Genomic DNA, 21,765 nt, shown 5'->3' with positions numbered 1-21,765 from the left:
ACACGGCGCGCACGTCGGTGACAATATCCCATGTTATACCAATTTGCTTAATTAAGTGTTCTACTTTGAGGCGAGAAAATAGGGTCGGTAACTAGGCAAAAATTTTGCTATTCAGTTGTTCTAAATGAGAAATTTTTAACGCCGTTAGCGTTCTATTTGCTCCTTCAAATAGAACAGGTATTAAGTGAAATTGGTATTATTCCTTATTCCAGCAGCTGTTGCCTGACACTCAGCTGTCGATACTTAATGACCAGCGTCAGCCCTCTTAAACCCATAAAGCAACTCATGGCAAACCATAACCCATGGTTCCCCCACTGCTGCGCCAGCCAAAAAGGTACAAAGAACCCTAACAGAGCAGACAACAACATACTGTTGCGCATCTCCCTGGCCCGAGTCAGGCCAACGAATACCCCATCAAACAAAAAGCAGCTTGTTGCAATCAAAGGCAGGACCACCAGCCAGGGTAAATACACCAGTGCGGTGTCTATCACAGCCGGAATATCGGTTAGCAACCCTATTACTGCCTGGCCAAATAAAACAAATACCCCACTATAAATAAGCGCAAAACACCCAGCCCAAAAACAACTTATTTGCACCCACCGCCTGAGCATCGACACATCACGCGCCCCTTTGGCCTGCCCAACTTTTGCTTCCACCGCATAAGCAATGCCGTCCATTGCAAAACTCACCAGCATCAGGAAGTTCAATAGCACCGCATTGGCTGCCAAAATGTCCTCACCCAGCCTCGCACCATAAAACGTCATAAAGCTAAAACACAGCTGCAGCATGAGTGAGCGAATAAAGATATCGCGATTAAGGTGCAATAATCGCTGTATTTCTTCTTTGTGGGGTACTTTAAGCTGCCACTGCCAACCTGCGCGATTTAGTACGCCACGCAGCAGATAGCAAGACAACAGCAGTGCTGAATAATCGGCGATCACCGATGCCCAGGCCGCGCCTGCAACAGCGAAATCCAGCACCACCACAAACAAGACATCAAGCACTATGTTGACACAGTTAGTAAACAGCACGACATAAAAAGGCCCACGTCCGTATTGCATCCCCAGCATAAATCCGAGCATCACCAGATTCAGCATGGCCGCCGGTGCGCTAAAGATACGAATAGAAAAATAGACACTCGCTTGTTCAAATACCTCGGGCGTAGCCCCGGACAATACAGCGATCAGCTCTAACAACCAGGGCGTGCACACTATCAGTAACAGAGCAAACAACACCGCAAAACTCATGCTGGCCGACAGCGATTGTAACGCCCGAACACTGTCTTGCTGACCATTTGCCTGGGCGATTTCACCGGTGGTGCTCATGCGCAGGAAACTGGCGAGCCAGAACAACAAGGCAATGCTCCCGGATCCCAAGGCTATCCCGGCAAGATAATAAGCTTCGCTCAAGTGACCTATGACCGCCGTATCAACTAATCCTAACAGGGGCACCGAGATATTTGATAAAATCATCGGAGCAGCAATAGCAAGCAATTGAATATGGTGAGAAGTATGCGCGCGATTAAGTGGTTTCATGTTTTAGTTCTTATACTCGTTTTGTTCAACACTCGGGCAGGCCTGGCCGCGGTTATTCTACAGTATCATCATGTCAGTGAAAAACTGCCGGCCGTGACTAGTGTCAGCGAAGCCACCTTTCTTGCGCACCTGAACTTCCTCAAAACAGAGCAATTCAAAGTCATTGCATTAGATAAGCTCATTGAGCAACTGCAAGCTGGCAAAGCTCTGCCACCAAAAACCGTCGCAATCACCTTTGACGATGGCTATCTGAATAACATGGAAGCCGCAGCGCCACTACTTGAGCAGTTTGGTTATCCTTATACTATTTTTGTAAACCCAAAACTCATTGATGAAAAGAAAGGGTACGTGATGAGCTGGGAACAACTACGCCAGCTGGCAAAACTCGGCGCAATCATTGCGAACCACAGTGCTCAGCACGACTATTTGCATCACAAGCAAGCCGGAGAAACGCAGGCTCAGTGGCACAACCGGATCCGTCAGGACTTAGTTTGGTCACAAGCTCGTATCAAAGCAGAGACAGGCCATGACTTTCCTTATATCGCTTACCCCTACGGCGAATTTGATCGTCCGCTACAGAAGTTAGTCGCTGAACTCGGCTTAGTAGGTATTGGTCAGCATTCCGGCGCCGTGGGGCCCGATTCAGACTTCACGCGCCTGCCCCGCTTTCCCGCGTCCGGCATCTATGCCAACCTGAAGACGTTGAAAACCAAACTTCACTCATTGCCCTTTTCACTGGCACAAGCCCAATACCAGGACTCGGTAACCGATGATCCGACCCCATCGATTACTCTGACCTTCAAAGAAATGGATTTTTATCAGAATCAATTTGCCTGCTTTGTATCAGGCGTAGGCAAAGCAGAGCTCACCTGGGAGGGAGAGAAAACCGTGACAATTACGACACCTAAGGACTTACCTACAGGGCGTTCTCGATACAACTGCACAGCTCCATCAAAACAATTCAGTGGTCAATTTTACTGGTACTCTCAGCCCTGGGTGATTACGCGCGCTTAACCGCATTAAGTAACTCCATCGTCACTTTAGACAGGGGCACAACCCGCTCGGCCGCTGCCATCTCAACGGCGGCCCGGGGCATACCCCAAACCACCGAAGTGGCCTCATCCTGAGCCAGTGTTTTTGCGCCAGCTTCTCTGAGGCGCAGCAAGGCTGCTGCCCCATCACTGCCCATACCAGTCAGTAGCCCGGCGCTGATTTGTTTAGCCCAGGGCAGCAAGGAATCAAACAGTACATCTACCGAAGGGCGGTGTCGGTTAACTTTCTCGCTCTGACTCAGGTGACATTGCAGTCGTCCGCCTTTTTGCACCACTTTAAGGTGCATGTCTCCTGGTGCGATAAACACATGCCCTGGCACAAGCACGTCACCCTCTTCTGCTTCTTTGACATGCACATCACAACAACGGTCCATACGCAGTGCAAATGAAGTACTAAATACAGGTGGAATATGCTGTGCAATCACCACTGGAGGGCAATGTTTAGGCAAACGAACCAGTACCTCGCGCAGCGCTTCTGTGCCACCGGTAGACGCGCCCAGAGCCAGCACCGCGCTATTTTTAAATTGGGCATTCTGTGAAACTGGGGCCTGCTTTTCGCCTTTTTCAGCGCGAAAAGCGTAAAGATTGGCCTGACGGGCAATACGGATTTTCTGATGCAGGGTCTCAGCATAGGCATTTAATTGAGCGGCGACATTCGTGGTTGGCTTGGCAATGAAGTCAATTGCCCCCAGCTCAAGCGCTTCTAACGTTGCGGGAGAGCCTTGCTGCGTTAAGGTAGATAACATAACCACAGACATAGGGCGCAAGCGCATCAGATTTTTTAGAAAGCTCAGTCCATTCATCTTTGGCATTTCAATATCCAGCGTCAGCACATCTGGATTGAGCTTCTTAATCATCTCGCGCGCTTCATAAGGGTCCTCTGCTGCCCCCACGACCCTAATATCAGGAGCCAACTCCAACACCTCAGTCAGAATTGCTCTGAGTGAAGGGGAATCATCAACTATCAATACCTTAATCATGCAATCTCTCTAAAACAGCTCAATGTCTGTTTGTTTACCTTGCTCTTCAATATCATGAAGATACTTAACCTCACGTTTTTCAATGGTGTCGTTGTGCATCTGACGCAGTTTTTTCACCTGCGCTTTACCTGTTTGTGGATGAAACACCACTTTGCGCGGCCAGGGTCCACCCACATCATGGGACACCAGGGTAAGCTGCTCTTCCTCAACATATGCCTCAGCAAATCGGATATTACCAACACCGATGTCGGTCATCGAACTGATGATTTTCCCACCACCAAACAGCTTTATCTTCAGGTGCTCCCGCCGGGCACCATTTTTTATCACTTCATTAATCAGGTATTCCATTGCCCAGTTGCCATAGCGGCAATTGAGGTCATCGGCATGAATCGCTGAAGCCCCCTTCACACCCGGCAGCATAAAGTGGTTCATCCCTCCTACCCCCTGCTGTTCATCATAAATACAGGCCGCAATGCAAGAGCCCAACACCGTAGAGATTAGCTCGTCACTTTTTGACACATAAAACTCTCCTGGGAGCACTTTAGCTACCACAGCACCACGACCTGAATCCCAAAACCGCTTTACGTGTTCAAAGCCATGCAGTACGGGCTGAAACTGATTCATATCTGCGCTACCTTTTGGTACATAGTTTTCCCCAGGTTTTTAAAGCCCAAATGCTCTTTCCCCATTGTCTCTGAATGACCAATAAACAGATAACCTTGCTCTGCCAATAGCTGGTGATAATTATCAAACAATCTATCTTTGGTTTCTTTATCAAAATAAATCAGTACATTACGACAAAAAATAACATCAAAAGGACCTTTCATAGGCCAGGGTTCAAGCAAATTAAGGCGTTTAAAAAACACCCTGGACCGTAATACATCTTTTGCTTTGTACTGGGTGCCATCCGAACTACACATAAACCATTTTTTCAGGTGCTCACTGTCGAGACCTGTGACCGAGGCACTGTTATAAACACCCTCTTGGCCTTTGTGCAATACGTTTGAGTCCAAATCAGTAGCTAATACTTTCACGTCCCAGTCTGCTGGAAAGGCATTCGCGATGGTCATCGCAATACTGTACGCCTCCTCACCAGTGGAGCAGCCAGCAGACCAAATTCGTATGCGTTTATCTGTTCTATGTTTGATCTTCAGTTCTGGGATCACTTGTTGATGTAAAAAGTCAAAATGATGTGATTCGCGAAAAAATGACGTGAGATTAGTCGTAATCGCATTAATAAAATGGCTAAACTCGGTATTTGGCTCTTCATTTAACAGAGCCAGATATTCGGCAAAAGACGTGAGGCCGTTAGCCCTCACTCTGCGGGCAAGCCGTGAGTAAACCATATCGCGTTTATGGGGTCCAAGCACGATGCCGCAAGTCTCATATACACGCTGAGAAATACTGCTGAAATCCTCATCCGTCATCAAAAACTCTTTCATATCCCTCCTCACCTATGCGCTGCGACCCCGACTACGTGTTATCTGCGCCGTCTTATGCATTCATTATGTGGTAATCCCGGTGAGTCAGGTGTGTCACTAAGGCTGAGCCGACACCAAAGATGGCGTACAGCTCAACCAGGGTACAAACAAACCAGAACTGTTAAAACTCTTCCCACTCCTCAGAGTCGTCCGCAAAGCGATTAGCTGCTGTTTCCAGGGGCTGTCGCGTACTGCGACTTTCCGGCGCCGATAAACCAATCGCGGACGTACGCGCCTGGCCATTCGTGACAGTTGGTTTTTCTGCAATGGCCTCTCGGCTGGCCGGCGCCTCTGCGACCTTAAAGAAGTTAAGCATATTACGCATGTCATTGGCCTGCTCGGCCATTGACTCACCTGCTGCGGATGCTTGTTCTACCAACGCCGCATTTTGCTGCGTCATTTCGTCCATCTGTGTGACAGCTTTATTCACCTGCTCAATCCCAGAGCTCTGCTCTACCGATGCATCTGCAATATCTGAAATCATATTGGTAACACGCCGCACCGCCGCCACGATTTCTTTGAGCGTTTCACCAGACTCATTCACTAGTAAAGTACCATCCTCAACTTTACTCACACTGTCACGGATCAAATCTTTGATTTCTTTTGCCGCTCCGGCCGAACGCTGCGCCAAATTACGTACTTCGCCCGCGACTACGGCAAAACCACGCCCCTGCTCTCCTGCACGTGCAGCTTCTACCGCCGCGTTCAATGCCAGCAAGTTAGTTTGAAAGGCGATTTCATCAATCACGCTAATGATATCCGCTATCTTCTTACTGGCATCGTTGATAGCTGACATGCTTTCTACTGCGCGATTTACCACTTCCCCGCCTCGGGTTGCTTTCTCACTGGTATCTTCAGCCAATTCATTGGCAACCTTGGCATTGTCTGCATTCTGTCGCACAGTGCTGGTCATTTGCTCCATGCTCGAAGCTGTTTCTTCCAGTGAGGACGCCTGTTCTTCCGTGCGCTGACTCAGATCGGCATTACCTTGCGATATTTCCTCAGCACCACTGGCGACCAAAGACGCAGAGGTACTGATCCGCTCCAACACATTAGTCAGTTTATCTGCGGTGCTGTTCGCATCCTGCTTTAGCTTATCAAACGCGCCTTGATAGTCAGCCTCAATACGTTGTGTCAGATCTCCCCGGGCAAGTGAATCAAGCATACTCCCGGTATCTGCCACTGCGCTATCGACACTCTCCAGCAGTCCATTTAACCCCTGAGTCAAACGCAAGTAAAAGCCCTGCTTATCACCTTCTTCCAAGCGCACTGACAAGTTACCAGAGCGAGCAGACTCGACGACCGTGTTAACTTCCTGCTCAATTGCTACCTCACCGGTTCTGTCTTCCCATTCAACCACAGTACCAGCTCGTTCGCCTGTGTCAGTCACGATTGGGTTAGCAACCAGACCAAACGTTCGCCCTCCGACTTTTATTTCGGTCTTGTAAGGTTGAGACAAGGTTTCCAGCAAGCGTCTTTGATGGGCTGGGTTGCGATGGAATACGTCTATGTTCTGACCAATCAGCTGACTGCTATCAAAGTTAGGTAAATCCTTGCGAATATCTGACTCAGCGTTTCTCATCATCTCGAGTACCGCCTGATTCATATACACAATCGTATTGTCTGAGTCCGCAATCATCGTATTGGTTTGCACATTGTCCAGAGCACGACGTACGCGGAGGTTTTCACCGGCAGTCTGTTTAGCGTGTTGCTCAGCGGCTAAACGCTCTGTTTTGTCTTCCCACTCAACGACAGTACCAATCCGGTTCCCGGTCTGATCAAACACAGGCGTTGCAATCAGACCAAAATTAAAGCCTGCTACCTTAATATCCGTGTTGTACACATTCGAAAGTGTATTCAATAAGCCCCTCTGGTGTTGAGGGTTTTCGTGGAATACATCAATATTGGTACCAACCAGGGTATCAACATCAAAGTTCGGCAGTGCGGTACGCAGCTGTGCCTGATTGCGCCTGAGCATAGTCAATACAGACTCATTCACATACACAATGTTCAGGCTCTCATCTGCCAACATGACATTCGCCTGGCACACATCCAGCGCGCGAGAAATACGTGCATTTTTCTCTGCCAAGTTCCTGTGCTTTTCTTCTGCGGCAAGCCACTCTGTTTGATCTTTCCATTCCACCAAGGTTGCGATGCGATGCCCTTCATCAAATACCGGCGTCGCTATCAAATCAAAAGTCAGCCCGGCAACAGTGATTCTGGTTTGATATGTTTCGCGCAAATTGGCCAGAATATTACGCTGATGGCTTGGGTTCTTGTGAAAGGAGTCAATGTTTGTGCCTATCAGGCCAGCAACACTAAAGCCTGGCAAATCAAGCTGTAATTGCTGCTCATTGGCCCTCAACATTGATTTAACCGAGTCGTTCAGATACACGATGTTCAGATCAGTGTCTGCCACCATGATATTTGCCTGACAGCCTTTCAAAGCCAGCATCAGACTTTGCGTCAGGTCCGTTTGATCATCCTCATCATGCGCAGCTTTTAGCGCTTGAAACAGCTCAGGAAAATCCGTCAGGTCCAGGCTTTGTAATTGTTCCTGATCTGCCACAGTCACATGTGGCAACACACGATATACACACCCCAGTTGGGCACTCACCGCAGACAAGGCCATTTTGAGGTAACCTAGCGCGACAACCACCCCAAATAAAGGCAGCGCCACCGCCACCAGCTGCATGTTTTCAGCGCCCGATGCTCCAAGCTGAATGCCCAGTACGATGCTGATAACCAGTATCACACCCGCAATTATGATTTTATTGTTTAAACTACTTTGGATACTCTGACTACTCATCTCAGCCCCCGTTGCTCTTAGCACAACTCTTGTCGTGTAAATCGAGCACCTTCTTCAAATTTAATAACACCACCATTTTTTCCCCAACATTAACCAATCCATGAACAAATTGGGCATTGTCTGAGTCCTGAAAGTCAGGGACATCCTTCGCCTTTTCCTCAGAAATACTGTACACATCGGACACCGCATCCACCACAATGCCCATCAACTTGGTTTGCTCTTTCAGTGTCACTGATACCACTATCACCACAGTGAGAGGGCCATAGCCGATGTGAGTAATGCCAAATCGCTGTCTCAGGTCAATGATTGGTACAATCGTGCCGCGCAGGTTCATCGCCCCTTTCACAAAGGGTGGGGAATTAGGAATCACCGTTACGGGCTCCCAGCCACGAATTTCCTGGACCGCCAATATATCAATCCCATACTCTTCTTCATCCATCATAAAAGTCAGAAACTGTTTTTCGTCTGTCTCGGTATCCAGTACCAACTGCTGATTTAAGTTCATATGCTCTGTCATGCGGGGATACCCTCATCCGCTTTTAGGTCCACGAGCAGCTCAGAGGACCCTGGCCGCCTCAAGCCGCTCAGTTTTATTAACCCGCTGATGTCGATGATCAAAGACACCGTGCCATCGCCTAAAATAGTGGCACCTGATATGCCATCAACACGTTGATAATTGGCTTCCAAGCTTTTGATCACGACCTGCTGTTGCGCCAGCAGGTCATCTACCAAAATGCCGACTTTGTAATTGTCGTTTTCAACCACCACCAGCAAGGTCTTATCCAGTTCTTCTCGTGCACCCTTATGATTAAAAATGTCATACAGTCTCAGGATCGGAATATACTCATCACGCAAACGCAGAACCTGCAAACCTTTACCGACATTACTGACTTTAGCAATATCAATTTGCAGCGATTCAACGATAGAGATCAGAGGAATAATATAAGTATGATCAGCGACCTGAACTAGCTGACCATCCAAAATCGCCAGTGTCAGTGGCAAGCGAATCGTAAAAGTCGATCCCACTCCCGCTTCCGAACTGACCTCGACAGAGCCATTTAATGCCTGAATATTCTTACGCACGACATCCATCCCGACACCGCGACCAGATATTTCACTGACATTGTCAGCAGTTGAAAACCCCGGCATAAAAATCAGTTCATTAATCTCATCAACGGTAAGCTCATCCTGCTCCTGAATAAGCCCATTCTGAATGGCTTTGTTGCGAATTTTCTCGGTATCCAGCCCTTTACCGTCATCCATAATCTCGATGACGATATTCCCCCCCTGGTGAAACGCATTTAGAGTAACAGTACCAACGGGGTCCTTGCCCTGGGCGATGCGTTCCTCGGGTGTCTCCAGGCCATGATCCAGGGAGTTGCGCACTAAATGCACCATAGGATCAGACAGCTTTTCCATGACGGTTTTATCAAGCTCGGTTTGCTCCCCAATCAACTTGAGCTCAACTTGTTTATTGAGTTTTTGAGAGATATCCCGTACCAGCCTGGGAAATCGGCTAAAAACAAAACTGATGGGCAGCATGCGGATACGCATCACGTTTTCCTGCAAATCACGCGTGTTATGTGCCAGCTGTGCCAAACCTTCCTGGAGTGCGGCAATGCTAGATTCAGTAATTTCCTGCTCGCCAATCTGGCTCAACATAGCCTGTGTAATGACCAGCTCACCTACCATGTTTATTAGCGAATCCACTTTATCTATACCAACCCGGATGGAGGTTGTACTAGGATCTGTATTTTTTCGAGCATCTTTGGCGGGCACAGTCTCTTTCTTATTTTCCTGAACCGTTTTAGAAGACGCAGGGGTCTGTACCGGTACCTCAGCTTCCGCCGGAACACTCTGCGGGGTATCAGATGACTCGACTTGCTCAACTGGCTCCTCAAACAAGCCTCCACATTGCACTATGGTGATTTCCGCGTCATCTTCGACCCACTCGAAAATCTCTCTGATAGCACTTTCACCACGCGTTGTGGTCAGGAAAAACCGCCAATAAAGGTAGCAATCTTCGGCATTGAGCTGCTTTAATTTGGGCACTTCATCGTGCAATGCCTGGGTTTCAAGCTCCCCAAGCTCTGACAGCTCCGCAATCATATAGAGCGGCTCATTACCGGTTTTGAATAAATACGGCAGTGGCTTAAAATCGATCTGAAAAGTGATGGGGAGGTCGGCTTGCTCTTCAGGTTCGCTGCTCGCCTGCTCCGGGGCATCGGTGCTGTTTTCGCCATTTAAAATCGCTTCGAAGCGTTGTTTTAATTCATTGGCTTCTTGTCGCTCTGGTTCTTCTTGGGCTTGCAGTGCCGTTAGCATAGCCCGCAAGCAATCGACTGCTTTGAGCAACAAATTGACATGCTCAGCAACGAGCTGCCGTTGCCCATTGCGGATCTGGTCGAGCAAGGTTTCTAATACGTGAGTGAAATCAGAAACCGCCGTAAAACCAAAAGTGCCACTGCCTCCTTTAATCGAATGTGCAGCCCGGAAAATCGTATTTATGGTTTCCTGATCTTCTTTGCCTGGCTCGAGGTTAAGCAGCTCAGACTCCATCGCATCGAGCCCTTCAAAGCTTTCTTCAAAAAAAACATCGAAAAACTGACTTAAATCGATACTCATGGCAGCACCTCGCGGGGATTAACGGATGACTTTTTTCAGCACAGCCAGTAATTGTTCCGGGTTAAATGGTTTAACAATCCAGCCCGTTGCGCCTGCAGCTTTACCTTCACTTTTCTTATCCAGACCAGATTCTGTTGTGAGCATCAAAAGCGGTGTAAATTTATAATCAGGTAAACTTCTCAGCTCTCGAATCAAGGTAATGCCATCCATAACAGGCATATTCACGTCCGAGATCACGGCATCAAACCCTTGCTGCTTAGCCAGATTGAGTGCTTCACTGCCATCCTTTGCCTCTACAACATCAAAACCCGCTTTTTTTAGTGTAAAGCCAACCATTTGACGCATCGAAGCAGAATCATCCACAGCTAAAATCTTTTTCATAATGACCTCTTAATTCGTACTACTGATAGATAAAAGTTCGGTTAACCCTAATTTTTCAACAGATGAAGATAATGCTGCACTTTCACCCACCCAGGAAATATGTTGCCCAATATCCAGTAAATACTTTTGCAACGCGCACAACAATTGGATCGATGCGGTATCGGCACGCTGGATTTCACTAATGTCTAATGAAATAGCATGACCAGCATCAAGCTCGAGCAGCAACTGTTGATGTAATTCTTCAACCTGGTTTATGACCAGCTCCGGGGGAAGTTTAATCATGTGCCTTGCACATTCCTTGCAAATCTTATTGATATGAATAGATTAGACCGTGACTGTGAAATTACCACATTTATAACAGAAAAGAAGTAATTGATTATTAGATTCAGTGACTTTAGAAATCGGCGAACTCACCAGCAAAGCGACTAACTAACGCTAAAGCTTGGCTGAACGTTATCAGAGGGGAAGTAGGCATCTTATACTGACTATTACCTGTTCATTCAGCTGCAATACCTTACTTACTTTAAAGTTCAGGAATTGACCCAATGTGATGTTTCTAATTAGAATACAAAACAGATTTCAGCTATTGAAAAAACTATTGAGGGACCACTTGAAAAAGCTTATTTTTGCATTAGGCGCTTTCTTACTATTTCTAAATAGTAATGCTAGCAGTGCTACAAATGACAGCCGTTATGCTGACCATTATAACAACCTGGTCGAGAGAGTTTACATTAATGACTCGGGCCAAATTAGAATCAAAGTAAGTGGAATTGGACATTTTGTAATTTTAGGCCAAGCAGGCGAGCCTAAAGCAGATGCCAGATTTTCAATGGCGTTAGCAGCCAAGCTGTCGCAAACAAATGTCTGGGTTCGCTACACAATCACTACCAACGAAATTTTGATATTGTCCATCCAGGACCCACAATAATAGAGTTACAAGGACAGGCTGTGAGCTGGCTGACGATTGCCATTTTATATGGCCTTTTCCCACCTTAAGCCTGCCTATGACTTCAGTAATTTCATTGCCCTGGCATAAATCCGAACCTATCCCGACCTCACCACCTACTCGCTCTTGGGCACGATCACCTTAAAGTCCGCTATCAATTGGGCTTCATTGATAACAGGTACCTCCCCGGCCTTAAACTCCGGTTTAAATATGGCTTCCAATTGTGCCTGTGGGTTAACCAATGCAATCGAAGCACTATGATCAACATAATACTCGGGTTGATCACTGTTGTTGATCGCGTAGATCAAGCCAATGTCACGTACAAAAGGAAACAATACTTTATGAGGCGCAGACGCTGCGACAAAATCCGGGTTGAAGTAATCAATATATTGTTTTCGCTTTGCTTGCGTGTCCCGCTGCGGGTCTACCGCTACAAACCACACGTTGACAGCCTGGTGGGACTCTAACTGCGCGGCAATATTAGTGAGTTTTGCCAAGGTCATTGGGCATATATCGGGGCAATGAGTGTACCCCAAAAACAACAAACTCCATTGCCCTTTTAACTGCTCAGTCGTAACTTGCGCCCCATCTTGGTCTTCCAAAGCAAAAGCCTTGAGCGTACGAGGTTGTTCATAATGTACAGCGAACTCAGACACTTGGGGAGCAGGCTGACATCCAGTAAGTAGCACGAATATTATAAAAAGAGGAAAAATGAGTTTCATACCAATGCTCTGTCGACAAAAAGAGAGACAAAGAGTAACAATAAATACCAGATAGAAAAACGAAAAACCCCCATCGCTTGTTGCACTGTATGATTCATATACAGTCGCACAATCAGGTAAATAAATAGTCCATTAAGAATGCTTGCAGCAACCAGATATGCATGCCCAACCATACCTATCAAATAGGGCAGTACGCATGTTACTGCCAATAACAAGGTATACACGACCATACACAATTTGGTGAACTTGATCCCGTGTGTGACAGGCAGCATCGGGATCCCAGCCCTGGCATAGTCCGCTTCTCGGGCTATCGCCAAAGCCCAGAAATGCGGCGGCGTCCAGGCGAAAATAATCATAACGAGCAGCCAGGGCTCCGCTGCCAAAGCGCCCGTTTCACTGACCCACCCAAGCAGAGGAGGTAAAGCGCCTGCCAATCCGCCAATAACAATATTTTGTGGTGTCATGTGCTTAAGGAACATAGTGTAAACAACGGCATAGCCAAGCAAAGCTAGTAGCGTCAAAACCGTACACAACCAATTACTGAACAACAATAGGCCAAGGGTTCCGGCAACAGCCAGGCTAACGGCAAAAATGAGTGCTTTTGACACAGAGAGTTGCTGCATAGCCAGGGGACGATGGCGTGTCCGCGCCATTTTTCGATCCCGATTACGGTCAACAACATGATTAATTGCCGCAGCCGAGGCAGAAATTAGCCCGATTGACACTAAGCTCATCAGTTGATGACCTATGCTTCGCCCTACATCCGGGGCCAGCGCAACACCCACCCAGGCAGTAAGCACCAACATCATGACCACCTTAGCTTTGGTGATCGCCAAATAAGGCTTAATGCCCGCGTAAAAATCAGGGATTACAGATCCGAGTTGCTGCACACTAATGGCCATAACTTACCCCCTAGATTGATAAAACAGCAGATAGCACACCCGCACCATGCTCAGTAATAGCAGCGCAGCCATGACATTGTGAAACAGCGTCAGCAACAATGGGAACTGCCAGTGCACTATCGCGCCGCCTAATAACACCTGGCAAAGCACTAGCATTGCCGGAAGCAAAATGACGGGTCGTACACGAGCGTCAGGAATTCGCACATACAAACGCCAGCACAGTATCAATATGGCGAACAGTGTCACCATAGCCCAAAGCCGATGAACCAAGTGAATAGACAGGCGGGTTTCAAACGGTAAAACACCAAATTCATAGCTGGCAGAAGACTGAGGTAACTGAAATAAACTGCTCAGTGAGAACAACTCCCCATTCTCACACAATGGCAATCCACGACAGTGTGGTGCAGCGTAATTCGCGGCAAGCCACCCACCTAATGCAATTTGTACAATCAAGACCATAAGCACAACCAGCGTCATCACTTTTAGGCCTGCAACATGAGGAATGGCGACAGTAGCCGGCTGACTGGCTTTGAGCCAAAGCAAAGTTAATAAACTCAATATGGTGAACCCACCCAACAGATGGCCCATCACTATCAGAGGTTGTAAGTTCATCGTCACGGTCCACATGCCCAGCAGCGCCTGAAACACGATTAGCACAGCCAGTAATGCAGACAGCCCTTTGATACTTGTGCCGCAGTTAGGTTGGCGCAATGCCATAAAGAAAATTGCTGCAACAACCAAACCTAAGCTGCCGGCAAAATATCTGTGGATCATCTCGATCCAGGCTTTCTCTTGGTGTACTTCGCTGCCGGGAAATTGCTGTTGCGCTGACACCAACTCATGCGCTTCATTCGGCACCGTCAAAAACCCATAGCACCCAGGCCAGTCCGGGCACCCCAAACCTGCATTGCTTAGTCTGGTATAAGCACCCAAGGACACAACCAGCGCTGCTAGCAGTGCCGACATGAGCACCAATTTTCTAAAACTTTGTGTCATGACTTACCTCCTGAACTACTTCGCTCATAAGACAGCAGCTTTTTTAAATCCTTCAACAACCCTTTGAGCAATACTCGGTTTGCGGTTTGGTCTCGCTGTGGTAAATACTCAAGCACCACCAAGCCATGTTTATCGACCAAATAGAATGCCCCCGGTGATAAAGACGGTACCTCAGGTAACACGCTGGCCTTGTCACTTTGCCCTTGACCCAATAGGAGCAAACCGACTTGCTGACGGTGCTTACCCAATGCCACGGTAAGCTGTTCCATTAAGGCCAGCTGACCCAGACATAACTCAGTACAACTGTCAGGCTGATTTAACGCAATGAACCATGACTTGTGCTGCTGTTCAGGCACATTCAGTACAACCTCCTGCGTTAAAAAGCTCCCCTTGTTAGTTGTACTGTCTGGTTGCCACCCAGACCAAAGTACGCCCCACGCGACAATCAAAGGTAAAATGCAACACGCTAAAAATAATCCAGGCACCTTATTCATCATTTTTCCTTTTGTAAGCTAAGTAGGGGACGACCATTGCTGCCACAGCTAGCAAAGACCATTGCAATGCATAAGCCCGGTGCTTATCAGGCCCCATCACAACGGCTTCATAGTGAGGCTGAATATCGTTTATGATTGGGTCTGACGCATAAGCTAAGGACACGGCAACAGGACGTTGTGTTTGTGCCACAAAATAGGCATGGTCAAGATATTGGATCAGCTCAGGCTGCGCCGCGTTCAAGTCTGGTTGGGTAGCTAACGTGAAGCCAGCCCACTTGCCTATTTTGAATTCCACATTCACGGTTTGTAACGAGCTGGGAAGCGCTACCTGGGGTAACACAGTCCGGCTGTGTGTCGCGGGAATAAAGCCAAGGTTCACAACCAACCATTCTTCGCTATAGACAGGACGAAACAGGCTAATCACATCATAACCAGGCGTCCCGTTGACTATCTGATTATCGAGTAACCAATAGCGCGAATCATCAAAATGACCATGTAGCCGAAACTGCTGCCCTTCCAATGCCCGTTGATTTTGCAGATCGGTGCTTGCATTGAAATCGGCGATAACCGGACCACTTTGCCGTTTTTCGAGCAAATGTGCCTTTAGGGCAGCTCGTTGCCACTGCCAAACAGAAAGGGCCAGGCATGTACATACCACAAGGCTCACTGCCAAAACTGTGCAATATGCGCTAACCTTTGATCTACTTATACTTATCTGCGTCATATGCCATGCTACTCAAATTCATTATTATTGTTTTGCTTTTCAGCATCATCTACAACTTGTTTCGAGCTTTGTTCATTATGCTCAAAGGCACTCACTCTGGTGAGTCAATGTCCCGATTACTGGGTAAAAGAGTATTTTTTTCAGCGAGTGTGTTATTACTTATTCTCATTGCAAAAGGGTTGGGCTGGCTCCAATTCAATCCAGCCCCGGGCTTATAGCACATAAACAAATACAAACAGGCACAACCAAACCACATCGACAAAATGCCAATACCAGGCACCAGCCTGAAATGCAAAATGGTTATGTTCGCTAAAGTGACCTTTCATTACTCGTAACCAAACAACCGTCAGGATAATCGCGCCAAGCGTCACATGCATACCGTGAAAGCCAGTGAGCATAAAGAATGTATTACCGTAGATACCTGATTCCAGAGTCAACCCTAAATCCTTGTAGGCATAAACATACTCTTCTACCTGCAAGACCAAAAATGCAAAACCCAACAAAATGGTTAATCCCAGGAACACCTTCACTTTGTTTCTCTGCCCTTGCTCCATCGCAGTGTGCGCAAAATGAAGTGTCACTGAAGAAATCAACAAGATAACGGTGTTTATCAAAGGGAGACCTTGCCAACCCATGGCTTGCGTTGTGTCTCCCCCCGGGGTGTTAAGTAACGGCCACACTGCTTCGAAGCTAGGCCACAATAACTCATGCGTCATGGCATTATTACTAGCCCCGCCAAGCCAGGGAACCGCAAACACGCGAGCATAAAGCAAGGCACCAAAAAACGCGGCAAAAAACATCACTTCAGAAAAAATAAACCAAGCCATTCCCTGTCTAAATGAGCGATCCATTTGCTCCGAATAAAGCCCTCCCTGAGACTCCCGAATAACATGTCGAAACCACCCTGCCAACATAAACAGCAGTAAACCGATTCCCGCATACAAAATAAATTGGCCACCGGGACTCTTCATCACCGTTAACCCACCTCCTACGGCTACACCAAACATAGCAACAGCCCCAACTATGGGCCACGGACTTTGCTCTGGTACATAGTATTTTTCATAACCACTAGCCATGACTTAATCCTCGTATTTGTTGATACACCGCGGCTTGTATGCTGCGAACATAATAGTCCCCGTCTGTGCCACGCCTGAGCTCACCGAATCGCTCTGTTTCTGAGTGCAATAGCGTACTTTGAACCGTCGCCGTTCTATCTGTAATGTCATATAGGGTATAGGCGAGTGTCAGCTCAGCGATGTCAACTGGCAGTTCTGTGTCTACATAAAAGCGCAGCGTAAATGACATTTTCTGACGCGCCTGCATACTTTGCTGGTCAAAGCAAAAGCAAGCGAGCTTATGTAAATATTTAGCCGCCATCCCAGGCGAAACAGATGGGATGGCCTGCATAACCCGAGCATCTCCACTCAGGTTTTCAGCCGTAAAGCTCACTTCTGTTAATGTACCGGGTGTCACCGTCACCTGATACGTCGCAGCTTTTACTTTGAACGGTGCCAGCCCTTGTGTGTGGGTTGTGAAACTCACATCGACTTGCCGCGCCAAATCTTGCTTTTCACTAGCCTCAGCTGCAGTCAAATCAACTTTGCCATTCAAACCTGTTATGTCACAAAACACGTCGTACAGTGGTACAAGTGCAAATGCGAATGCAAACATACCAAAGACCAATAACACGAGTTTTTTCAGTAACGGGGTATGCATCACTTCACCTCAGGTGGAGTACTGAAAGTATGATAAGGAGCTGGTGAGGCGACATCCCACTCTAACCCTTCAGCACCATCCCATACTTTAGCAGGCGCTCGCTGACCACCTGCGATGCATTTAAATACCACAGCCACAAATAGTAACTGCGATAAGCCAAATGCAAAGCCACCGATACTGATCAGAGCATTGAAGTCCGCAAACTGCAGCGCGTAATCTGGGATACGTCGTGGCATTCCCGCAAGCCCCACAAAATGCATTGGAAAAAATAGGATATTCACACTAACCAGAGACAACCAAAAATGCCACTTGGCCAATGACTCGCTATACATGTAACCAGTCCACTTAGGTAGCCAATAGTAGGCAGCCGCCATGATAGAGAAGACGGCCCCCGTAACCAAGACGTAGTGAAAATGTGCGACCACAAAATAAGTGTCGTGATATTGGAAATCAGCAGGGGTGATGGCCAACATCAAACCGGAAAAGCCACCGAGTGTAAACAACACAATAAAGGCGATAGCAAACAGCATTGGGACTTCAAAACTGATAGAACCTCGCCACATTGTGGCCACCCAGTTGAACACCTTCACACCCGTCGGCACAGAGATCAGCATGGTCGCATACATAAAGAAAAGCTCACCGGCCAATGGCATACCTGTAGTAAACATATGGTGTGCCCACACGATGAAGGATAACAGTGCGATGGAGGAAGTCGCATATACCATAGAAGCATATCCAAAAAGCTTCTTTCTTGAGAACGTAGGCACTATGGTAGAGATCACGCCAAAAGCCGGCAAAATCATAATGTATACTTCCGGGTGACCAAAAAACCAGAAAATATGCTGGAACATCACAGGGTCACCTCCGCCTGCAGCATCGAAGAAACTTGTGCCAAAATACTTGTCTGTTAAAACCATGGTAACGGCACCCGCTAACACGGGCATCACAGCAATTAATAAAAATGCCGTAATTAGCCAAGTCCAGACAAACAAAGGAAGCTTCATCCATGTCATACCGGGCGCACGCATGTTCACTATCGTCACGATCACATTGATAGCGCCCATAATGGAGCTGACCCCCATGATATGCACTGCGAACACAAATAATGCTGTATTGTCGTTACTATAAGTTGTGGAGAGCGGTGCATAGAAGGTCCAGCCAAAGGCCGGACCACCACCTTCCATAAACAATGAGGCAAGCAATATGAGAAAAGCGAAAGGCAGAATCCAAAAGCTCCAGTTATTCATCCGTGGCAGTGCCATATCAGGCGCACCGATCATCATAGGTACCATCCAGTTTGCCAGGCCTGTAAAGGCAGGCATCACAGCACCAAATACCATAATCAACCCATGCACTGTGGTCATTTGATTAAAAAAGTGTGGGTCAACGAGCTGAAGGCCTGGCTGGAATAATTCTGCCCGAATAACCATTGCCATACCGCCGCCAATCAGGAACATCAACAAAGAAAACAACAAATACAAAGATCCTATGTCTTTATGATTTGTCGTAAAAAGCCAACGCTTGATACCAGTTGCCGGGACATGATGTTCATGTTCATGCTCTTGTTCATGAGCAGCCTGCTGTGTACTCGAAGTCATTTGGCTTCCTCCTGTTTGCCGTCAAGGTAAGCTTGTATTTGGCTAGGTTGAATAACTTCCCCGGTATCATTTCCCCAGCTATTTCTTTTATAAGTGATAACTCCGGCCACTTCCTTTAATGACAACTGCTTCGCAAAAGCCTGCATCGCAGTGCCAGGGCGTCCGTCCATAATAATTTCAATGTGTGCTTGCAGATCGCCGGTGACCATTGCGCTCCCCTTTAAGGCAGGAAACACGCCTTGCAGACCGAGCCCTGTGGGTTGATGACATGCTGCGCAGTAGGCCATGTAAACACGCTCTCCCGTCGCCATTAACTCATCTTTGCTGAGTGTTTGGTCCAAAAGCGCGGCCTCTTGCTGCGCGGCAAGCTCTCTTTGCGCTTTTTCGTTGGCAAGCCATGCCTGAAATTCCGCCTCGGGCTTGGCTTCGACGACAACTGGCATAAAACCATGATCTTTGCCGCACAGCTCTGCACATTGGCCTCGATAGGTGCCGGGCTCATTGACATTTGTCCAAGCTTCGTTAATGAACCCTGGATTAGCATCTTTTTTTACCGCAAAGTCAGGTACCCACCAGGAATGGATCACATCATCAGAAGTCAGTAAAAACCTCACTTTCTTACCCGTCGGGATCACCAGCGGCTTATCGACCTCCAACAGATAGTTTTCAGTCTTGCTTTCCATATTGTCTATCTGGGCTCTTGGCGTAGACATTAAGGAATAAAAATCGACATCATGACCCAAATATTCGTAATGCCACTTCCACTGCGATCCGGTAACTTTAATCGTCAGATCTGCCTTATCAGTGTCTTCCATTGCGATCAGTGTTTTTGTCGCAGGCACAGCCATAGCAACCAAAATTAAAAATGGGATAGCAGTCCAGAGGATTTCAACTTTAGTGCTTTCATGAAACTGCGCGGGCTCCGCGCCTTTAGAACGCCGATGATGGATCAGTGCCCAAAACATGACCGAAAAGACAATCAGCCCTATTACACAACAGATCCAGAAGATGGTCATGTGTAACTGATAAACCTGATTACTGATGTCAGTTACGCCTGTACGCATGTTGTAGTCGCTTGCGAGCGTGAGCATACTGACACATAAACACATCGCAATCGTGATGAGTTTGGCTATTTTCATTAGACGTCTCCCTCAATTGCTTCGAGCGTGAGAAGCAACGGTTCTTATTATCGGATGACTGTCATTTCACTTGGGTTATCCCATGAGTACTGCACGACCATTTAACAACTAGTCAAAATTTGACCGTTTAGCAAGTTTTTGTCTCGTGTAGATTTTGTTTTTCAGGCGGGGAAATAATTGAAAAATAGCTGTTTGTTAGGAGTCACTTATATACAAGCGCAATTGATATGGTCACTTAAAAGTGTATACAAGAAGTAAAAACAGCCCAGAAAAGGCAAACCAGGCTGCGCACGGGAATTAATTAAATATCACCTCGGATAACACCGACCGCCAGGCCTTCTACCGAAAAGCTCTGTTGTTCTAAATCAACTTCAATGGGCGAGAAGTCCTCGTTTTCAGCATGTAGATAGACTTTCTTCCCTAACTTTTCGAAGCGCTTAACCGTAACGTCTTCTTCTACACGGGCAACGACAACCTGGCCATTATTCACAACCTGAGTGCGGTGCACTGCAAGTAGGTCTCCATCCATAATGCCGATGTTTTTCATACTCATGCCATTAACGCGCAACAAATAATCGGCCGCGGGGTGGAACATTGCTGGGTCTACTGAACAGTGACTCTCAATATGCTCCTGAGCAAGAATGGGCTCTCCAGCAGCAACTCGACCAACTAAGGGTAACCCTAGTTGTTCAGGTTCATTTTCTACTAGCCGAATACCCCTGCTTGCACCTGGTACCATTTCTATAACACCCTTTTTCGCTAACGCTTTTAAGTGCTCTTCTGCAGCATTCGCACTCCGAAACCCAAGCGACTCAGCAATCTCTGCCCGAGTCGGAGGCATGCCGGTATCTTTGATGAAGACTTTTATGAGTTCAAAAACTTGTTCTTGTCGTTTGGTGAGTGGTCGCATATAACTGGTTTTCCATACAGTGTATTTACTGTGAGTATATACAGTTATCATTTTTTCGCAACGGTTATTCTGCGTGAACCTCAAACTCGCATTCTATTACCTACCCTGATAGCTCACTATATCTTGAGGCTCCACGCATAAAGTGACTAACATCTATATGAAACAGTACTTACCGAGCGACGCGACAATCAAGTGCAAAGTACAATGACAGCGAGCAACGCGAATACATTTACTTAGCGCAAAGTGAAATGAGCTATTGTAGAGAACACATACCTATTCACAGCGCAAAAAAGACCCCTCCACAGGGAAGTGTCCCCAAAGACTGCTAGATACCAGCTTCATGGAGGAATAGACAACACCGCTCTGTCTACAACTTTTTTAAATCGCACATAGCAAAAAACCCGCTGCATTACTGCAACGGGTTTCTTTAATTAGGCCCTGGCGATGTCCTACTTTCACATGGGAAACCCCACACTATCATCGGCGCTATTTCGTTTCACTACTGAGTTCGGCATGGGGTCAGGTGGTTCCAAAATGCTATGTTCACCAGGAAATTCTGTGTGCAAGATGTTTATCAACATCTCACTAAAATCTGGAAAAGCGTATTAAATTCTTTCGTCTACTTTATTTCTTAACTTCTAACAAACAAAACCACTTTGGCGTTGTATGGTTAAGCCTCACGGGTAATTAGTACGAGTTAGCTCAATGGCTCACACCACTTCCACATCTCGCCTATCAACGTTGTAGTCTTCAAC

Annotated in this window: 21 protein-coding genes, 2 rRNA genes and 1 pseudogene; 3 read left to right on the top strand and 21 right to left on the bottom strand. The window is 47.1% G+C overall.

Annotated features, from left to right (window positions below):
- Positions 1-203: 203 nt before the first annotated feature.
- A complete protein-coding gene (locus IY568_RS22285; protein ID WP_230090643.1) occupies positions 204-1,472 on the bottom strand; it encodes an MATE family efflux transporter in 1,269 nt (422 codons plus the stop codon).
- Positions 1,473-1,511: 39 nt separating this feature from the next.
- Here IY568_RS22285 and IY568_RS22280 point away from each other — a divergent pair, with 39 nt between their 5' ends.
- Complete coding sequence (locus IY568_RS22280; RefSeq protein ID WP_194868745.1) at positions 1,512-2,549, top strand: polysaccharide deacetylase family protein; 1,038 nt, start codon at positions 1,512-1,514, stop codon at positions 2,547-2,549.
- Here the strand turns inward: IY568_RS22280 and IY568_RS22275 are convergent.
- The 8 genes from IY568_RS22275 to IY568_RS22240 form a co-directional block, all read right to left on the bottom strand.
- Complete coding sequence (locus IY568_RS22275) at positions 2,536-3,567, bottom strand: protein-glutamate methylesterase/protein-glutamine glutaminase (RefSeq protein ID WP_125564580.1); 1,032 nt, start codon at positions 3,565-3,567, stop codon at positions 2,536-2,538. The genes IY568_RS22280 and IY568_RS22275 overlap by 14 nt on opposite strands.
- A gap of 9 nt (positions 3,568-3,576) precedes the next feature.
- Positions 3,577-4,191 (bottom strand): chemoreceptor glutamine deamidase CheD, encoded by a 615-nt coding sequence (gene cheD, locus IY568_RS22270; protein ID WP_125564582.1) that lies wholly within the window; start codon positions 4,189-4,191, stop codon positions 3,577-3,579.
- The gene (locus IY568_RS22265) at positions 4,188-5,009 is read right to left on the bottom strand and encodes a CheR family methyltransferase (protein WP_138539555.1); all 822 of its coding nucleotides are present in this window, start codon (positions 5,007-5,009) and stop codon (positions 4,188-4,190) included. The genes cheD and IY568_RS22265 overlap by 4 nt, the downstream gene beginning before the upstream one ends.
- Positions 5,010-5,169: 160 nt before the next feature.
- Complete coding sequence (locus IY568_RS22260) at positions 5,170-7,857, bottom strand: methyl-accepting chemotaxis protein (RefSeq protein ID WP_194868744.1); 2,688 nt, start codon at positions 7,855-7,857, stop codon at positions 5,170-5,172.
- A gap of 1 nt (position 7,858) precedes the next feature.
- The gene (locus tag IY568_RS22255; protein WP_010387162.1) at positions 7,859-8,374 is read right to left on the bottom strand and encodes a chemotaxis protein CheW; all 516 of its coding nucleotides are present in this window, start codon (positions 8,372-8,374) and stop codon (positions 7,859-7,861) included.
- Complete coding sequence (locus IY568_RS22250) at positions 8,371-10,482, bottom strand: chemotaxis protein CheA (protein WP_194868743.1); 2,112 nt, start codon at positions 10,480-10,482, stop codon at positions 8,371-8,373. The genes IY568_RS22255 and IY568_RS22250 overlap by 4 nt, the downstream gene beginning before the upstream one ends.
- Before the next feature lie 18 nt (positions 10,483-10,500).
- On the bottom strand, positions 10,501-10,863 hold the full coding sequence (locus tag IY568_RS22245; RefSeq protein ID WP_010387164.1) for a response regulator: 363 nt from the start codon (positions 10,861-10,863) through the stop codon (positions 10,501-10,503).
- A gap of 9 nt (positions 10,864-10,872) precedes the next feature.
- The gene (locus tag IY568_RS22240) at positions 10,873-11,145 is read right to left on the bottom strand and encodes an STAS domain-containing protein (protein ID WP_194868742.1); all 273 of its coding nucleotides are present in this window, start codon (positions 11,143-11,145) and stop codon (positions 10,873-10,875) included.
- Between the two features lie 328 nt (positions 11,146-11,473).
- Between IY568_RS22240 and IY568_RS22235 the strand changes: the two genes are divergently transcribed.
- Positions 11,474-11,791: a hypothetical protein gene (locus IY568_RS22235; protein ID WP_125564592.1), complete on the top strand. Its 318-nt coding sequence runs from the start codon at positions 11,474-11,476 to the stop codon at positions 11,789-11,791.
- Positions 11,792-11,925: 134 nt separating this feature from the next.
- Here IY568_RS22235 and IY568_RS22230 read toward each other — a convergent pair whose 3' ends face one another.
- The 5 genes from IY568_RS22230 to IY568_RS22210 are packed head-to-tail and all read right to left on the bottom strand — an operon-like array spanning position 11,926 to position 15,590.
- Positions 11,926-12,531, bottom strand: coding sequence for an SCO family protein (locus IY568_RS22230; protein ID WP_125564594.1), 606 nt, complete (start codon positions 12,529-12,531; stop codon positions 11,926-11,928).
- The gene (gene cyoE / locus IY568_RS22225) at positions 12,528-13,433 is read right to left on the bottom strand and encodes a heme o synthase (protein ID WP_125564596.1); all 906 of its coding nucleotides are present in this window, start codon (positions 13,431-13,433) and stop codon (positions 12,528-12,530) included. The genes IY568_RS22230 and cyoE overlap by 4 nt, the downstream gene beginning before the upstream one ends.
- A 3-nt stretch (positions 13,434-13,436) precedes the next feature.
- Positions 13,437-14,429, bottom strand: coding sequence for a COX15/CtaA family protein (locus tag IY568_RS22220; RefSeq protein ID WP_194868741.1), 993 nt, complete (start codon positions 14,427-14,429; stop codon positions 13,437-13,439).
- Positions 14,426-14,923: a transmembrane cytochrome oxidase associated protein gene (locus IY568_RS22215; RefSeq protein WP_194868740.1), complete on the bottom strand. Its 498-nt coding sequence runs from the start codon at positions 14,921-14,923 to the stop codon at positions 14,426-14,428. The genes IY568_RS22220 and IY568_RS22215 overlap by 4 nt, the downstream gene beginning before the upstream one ends.
- On the bottom strand, positions 14,916-15,590 hold the full coding sequence (locus IY568_RS22210) for an SURF1 family protein (RefSeq protein ID WP_194868739.1): 675 nt from the start codon (positions 15,588-15,590) through the stop codon (positions 14,916-14,918). The genes IY568_RS22215 and IY568_RS22210 overlap by 8 nt, the downstream gene beginning before the upstream one ends.
- Before the next feature lie 62 nt (positions 15,591-15,652).
- On the opposite strand from IY568_RS22210, the gene IY568_RS22205 reads away from it, so the two are divergent.
- On the top strand, positions 15,653-15,865 hold the full coding sequence (locus tag IY568_RS22205; protein ID WP_138539565.1) for a DUF2909 domain-containing protein: 213 nt from the start codon (positions 15,653-15,655) through the stop codon (positions 15,863-15,865).
- On the opposite strand, the gene IY568_RS22200 is transcribed toward IY568_RS22205, so the two are convergent.
- The 7 genes and pseudogenes from IY568_RS22200 to IY568_RS22170 all read right to left on the bottom strand — a co-directional run.
- Entirely contained in the window at positions 15,860-16,723 is an 864-nt protein-coding gene (locus tag IY568_RS22200; protein WP_194868738.1) for a cytochrome c oxidase subunit 3, read from the bottom strand. The two genes, IY568_RS22205 and IY568_RS22200, sit on opposite strands and share 6 nt — an antisense overlap.
- Positions 16,724-16,838: 115 nt before the next feature.
- Positions 16,839-17,366, bottom strand: a pseudogene (locus tag IY568_RS22195) (cytochrome c oxidase assembly protein); the annotation flags it as partial.
- Positions 17,363-18,961, bottom strand: a complete 1,599-nt coding sequence (gene ctaD / locus IY568_RS22190; RefSeq protein WP_194868736.1) for a cytochrome c oxidase subunit I — start codon at positions 18,959-18,961, stop codon at positions 17,363-17,365. The gene ctaD and the pseudogene IY568_RS22195, both read right to left, overlap by 4 nt.
- Positions 18,958-20,070 carry a cytochrome c oxidase subunit II gene (gene coxB / locus IY568_RS22185; protein WP_228553517.1) on the bottom strand — a complete coding sequence of 371 codons (1,113 nt, stop codon included), beginning with the start codon at positions 20,068-20,070 and terminating at the stop codon, positions 18,958-18,960. Before coxB ends, ctaD begins: the two co-directional genes overlap by 4 nt.
- Positions 20,071-20,401: 331 nt before the next feature.
- A complete protein-coding gene (gene lexA / locus IY568_RS22180) occupies positions 20,402-21,010 on the bottom strand; it encodes a transcriptional repressor LexA (RefSeq protein WP_125564615.1) in 609 nt (202 codons plus the stop codon).
- Between the two features lie 436 nt (positions 21,011-21,446).
- Positions 21,447-21,561 (bottom strand): 5S ribosomal RNA (gene rrf, locus IY568_RS22175).
- A 115-nt stretch (positions 21,562-21,676) separates the two neighbouring features.
- Positions 21,677-21,765 (bottom strand): 23S ribosomal RNA (locus IY568_RS22170); the annotation flags it as partial.

Source organism: Pseudoalteromonas sp. PPB1 (assembly GCF_015356275.1).
Lineage (GTDB): Bacteria > Pseudomonadota > Gammaproteobacteria > Enterobacterales > Alteromonadaceae > Pseudoalteromonas > Pseudoalteromonas rubra_D.
This window is presented reverse-complemented; position numbering and strand designations above follow the sequence as displayed.

Coding starts and splice junctions, on each gene's coding strand:
- IY568_RS22240 (WP_194868742.1), bottom strand. CDS start 11,145: ATGATTAAACTTCCCCCGGAGCTGGTCATAAACCAGGTTGAAGAATTA.
- IY568_RS22260 (WP_194868744.1), bottom strand. CDS start 7,857: ATGAGTAGTCAGAGTATCCAAAGTAGTTTAAACAATAAAATCATAATT.
- IY568_RS22250 (WP_194868743.1), bottom strand. CDS start 10,482: ATGAGTATCGATTTAAGTCAGTTTTTCGATGTTTTTTTTGAAGAAAGC.
- IY568_RS22200 (WP_194868738.1), bottom strand. CDS start 16,723: ATGGCTAGTGGTTATGAAAAATACTATGTACCAGAGCAAAGTCCGTGG.
- cyoE (WP_125564596.1), bottom strand. CDS start 13,433: ATGGCCATTAGTGTGCAGCAACTCGGATCTGTAATCCCTGATTTTTAC.
- cheD (WP_125564582.1), bottom strand. CDS start 4,191: ATGAATCAGTTTCAGCCCGTACTGCATGGCTTTGAACACGTAAAGCGG.
- IY568_RS22215 (WP_194868740.1), bottom strand. CDS start 14,923: ATGAATAAGGTGCCTGGATTATTTTTAGCGTGTTGCATTTTACCTTTG.
- IY568_RS22280 (WP_194868745.1), top strand. CDS start 1,512: ATGCGCGCGATTAAGTGGTTTCATGTTTTAGTTCTTATACTCGTTTTG.
- IY568_RS22285 (WP_230090643.1), bottom strand. CDS start 1,472: ATGATTTTATCAAATATCTCGGTGCCCCTGTTAGGATTAGTTGATACG.
- lexA (WP_125564615.1), bottom strand. CDS start 21,010: ATGCGACCACTCACCAAACGACAAGAACAAGTTTTTGAACTCATAAAA.
- IY568_RS22265 (WP_138539555.1), bottom strand. CDS start 5,009: ATGAAAGAGTTTTTGATGACGGATGAGGATTTCAGCAGTATTTCTCAG.
- IY568_RS22255 (WP_010387162.1), bottom strand. CDS start 8,374: ATGACAGAGCATATGAACTTAAATCAGCAGTTGGTACTGGATACCGAG.
- IY568_RS22205 (WP_138539565.1), top strand. CDS start 15,653: ATGCTACTCAAATTCATTATTATTGTTTTGCTTTTCAGCATCATCTAC.
- IY568_RS22220 (WP_194868741.1), bottom strand. CDS start 14,429: ATGACACAAAGTTTTAGAAAATTGGTGCTCATGTCGGCACTGCTAGCA.
- IY568_RS22275 (WP_125564580.1), bottom strand. CDS start 3,567: ATGATTAAGGTATTGATAGTTGATGATTCCCCTTCACTCAGAGCAATT.
- IY568_RS22230 (WP_125564594.1), bottom strand. CDS start 12,531: ATGAAACTCATTTTTCCTCTTTTTATAATATTCGTGCTACTTACTGGA.
- ctaD (WP_194868736.1), bottom strand. CDS start 18,961: ATGACTTCGAGTACACAGCAGGCTGCTCATGAACAAGAGCATGAACAT.
- IY568_RS22245 (WP_010387164.1), bottom strand. CDS start 10,863: ATGAAAAAGATTTTAGCTGTGGATGATTCTGCTTCGATGCGTCAAATG.
- coxB (WP_228553517.1), bottom strand. CDS start 20,070: ATGTGTTTATGTGTCAGTATGCTCACGCTCGCAAGCGACTACAACATG.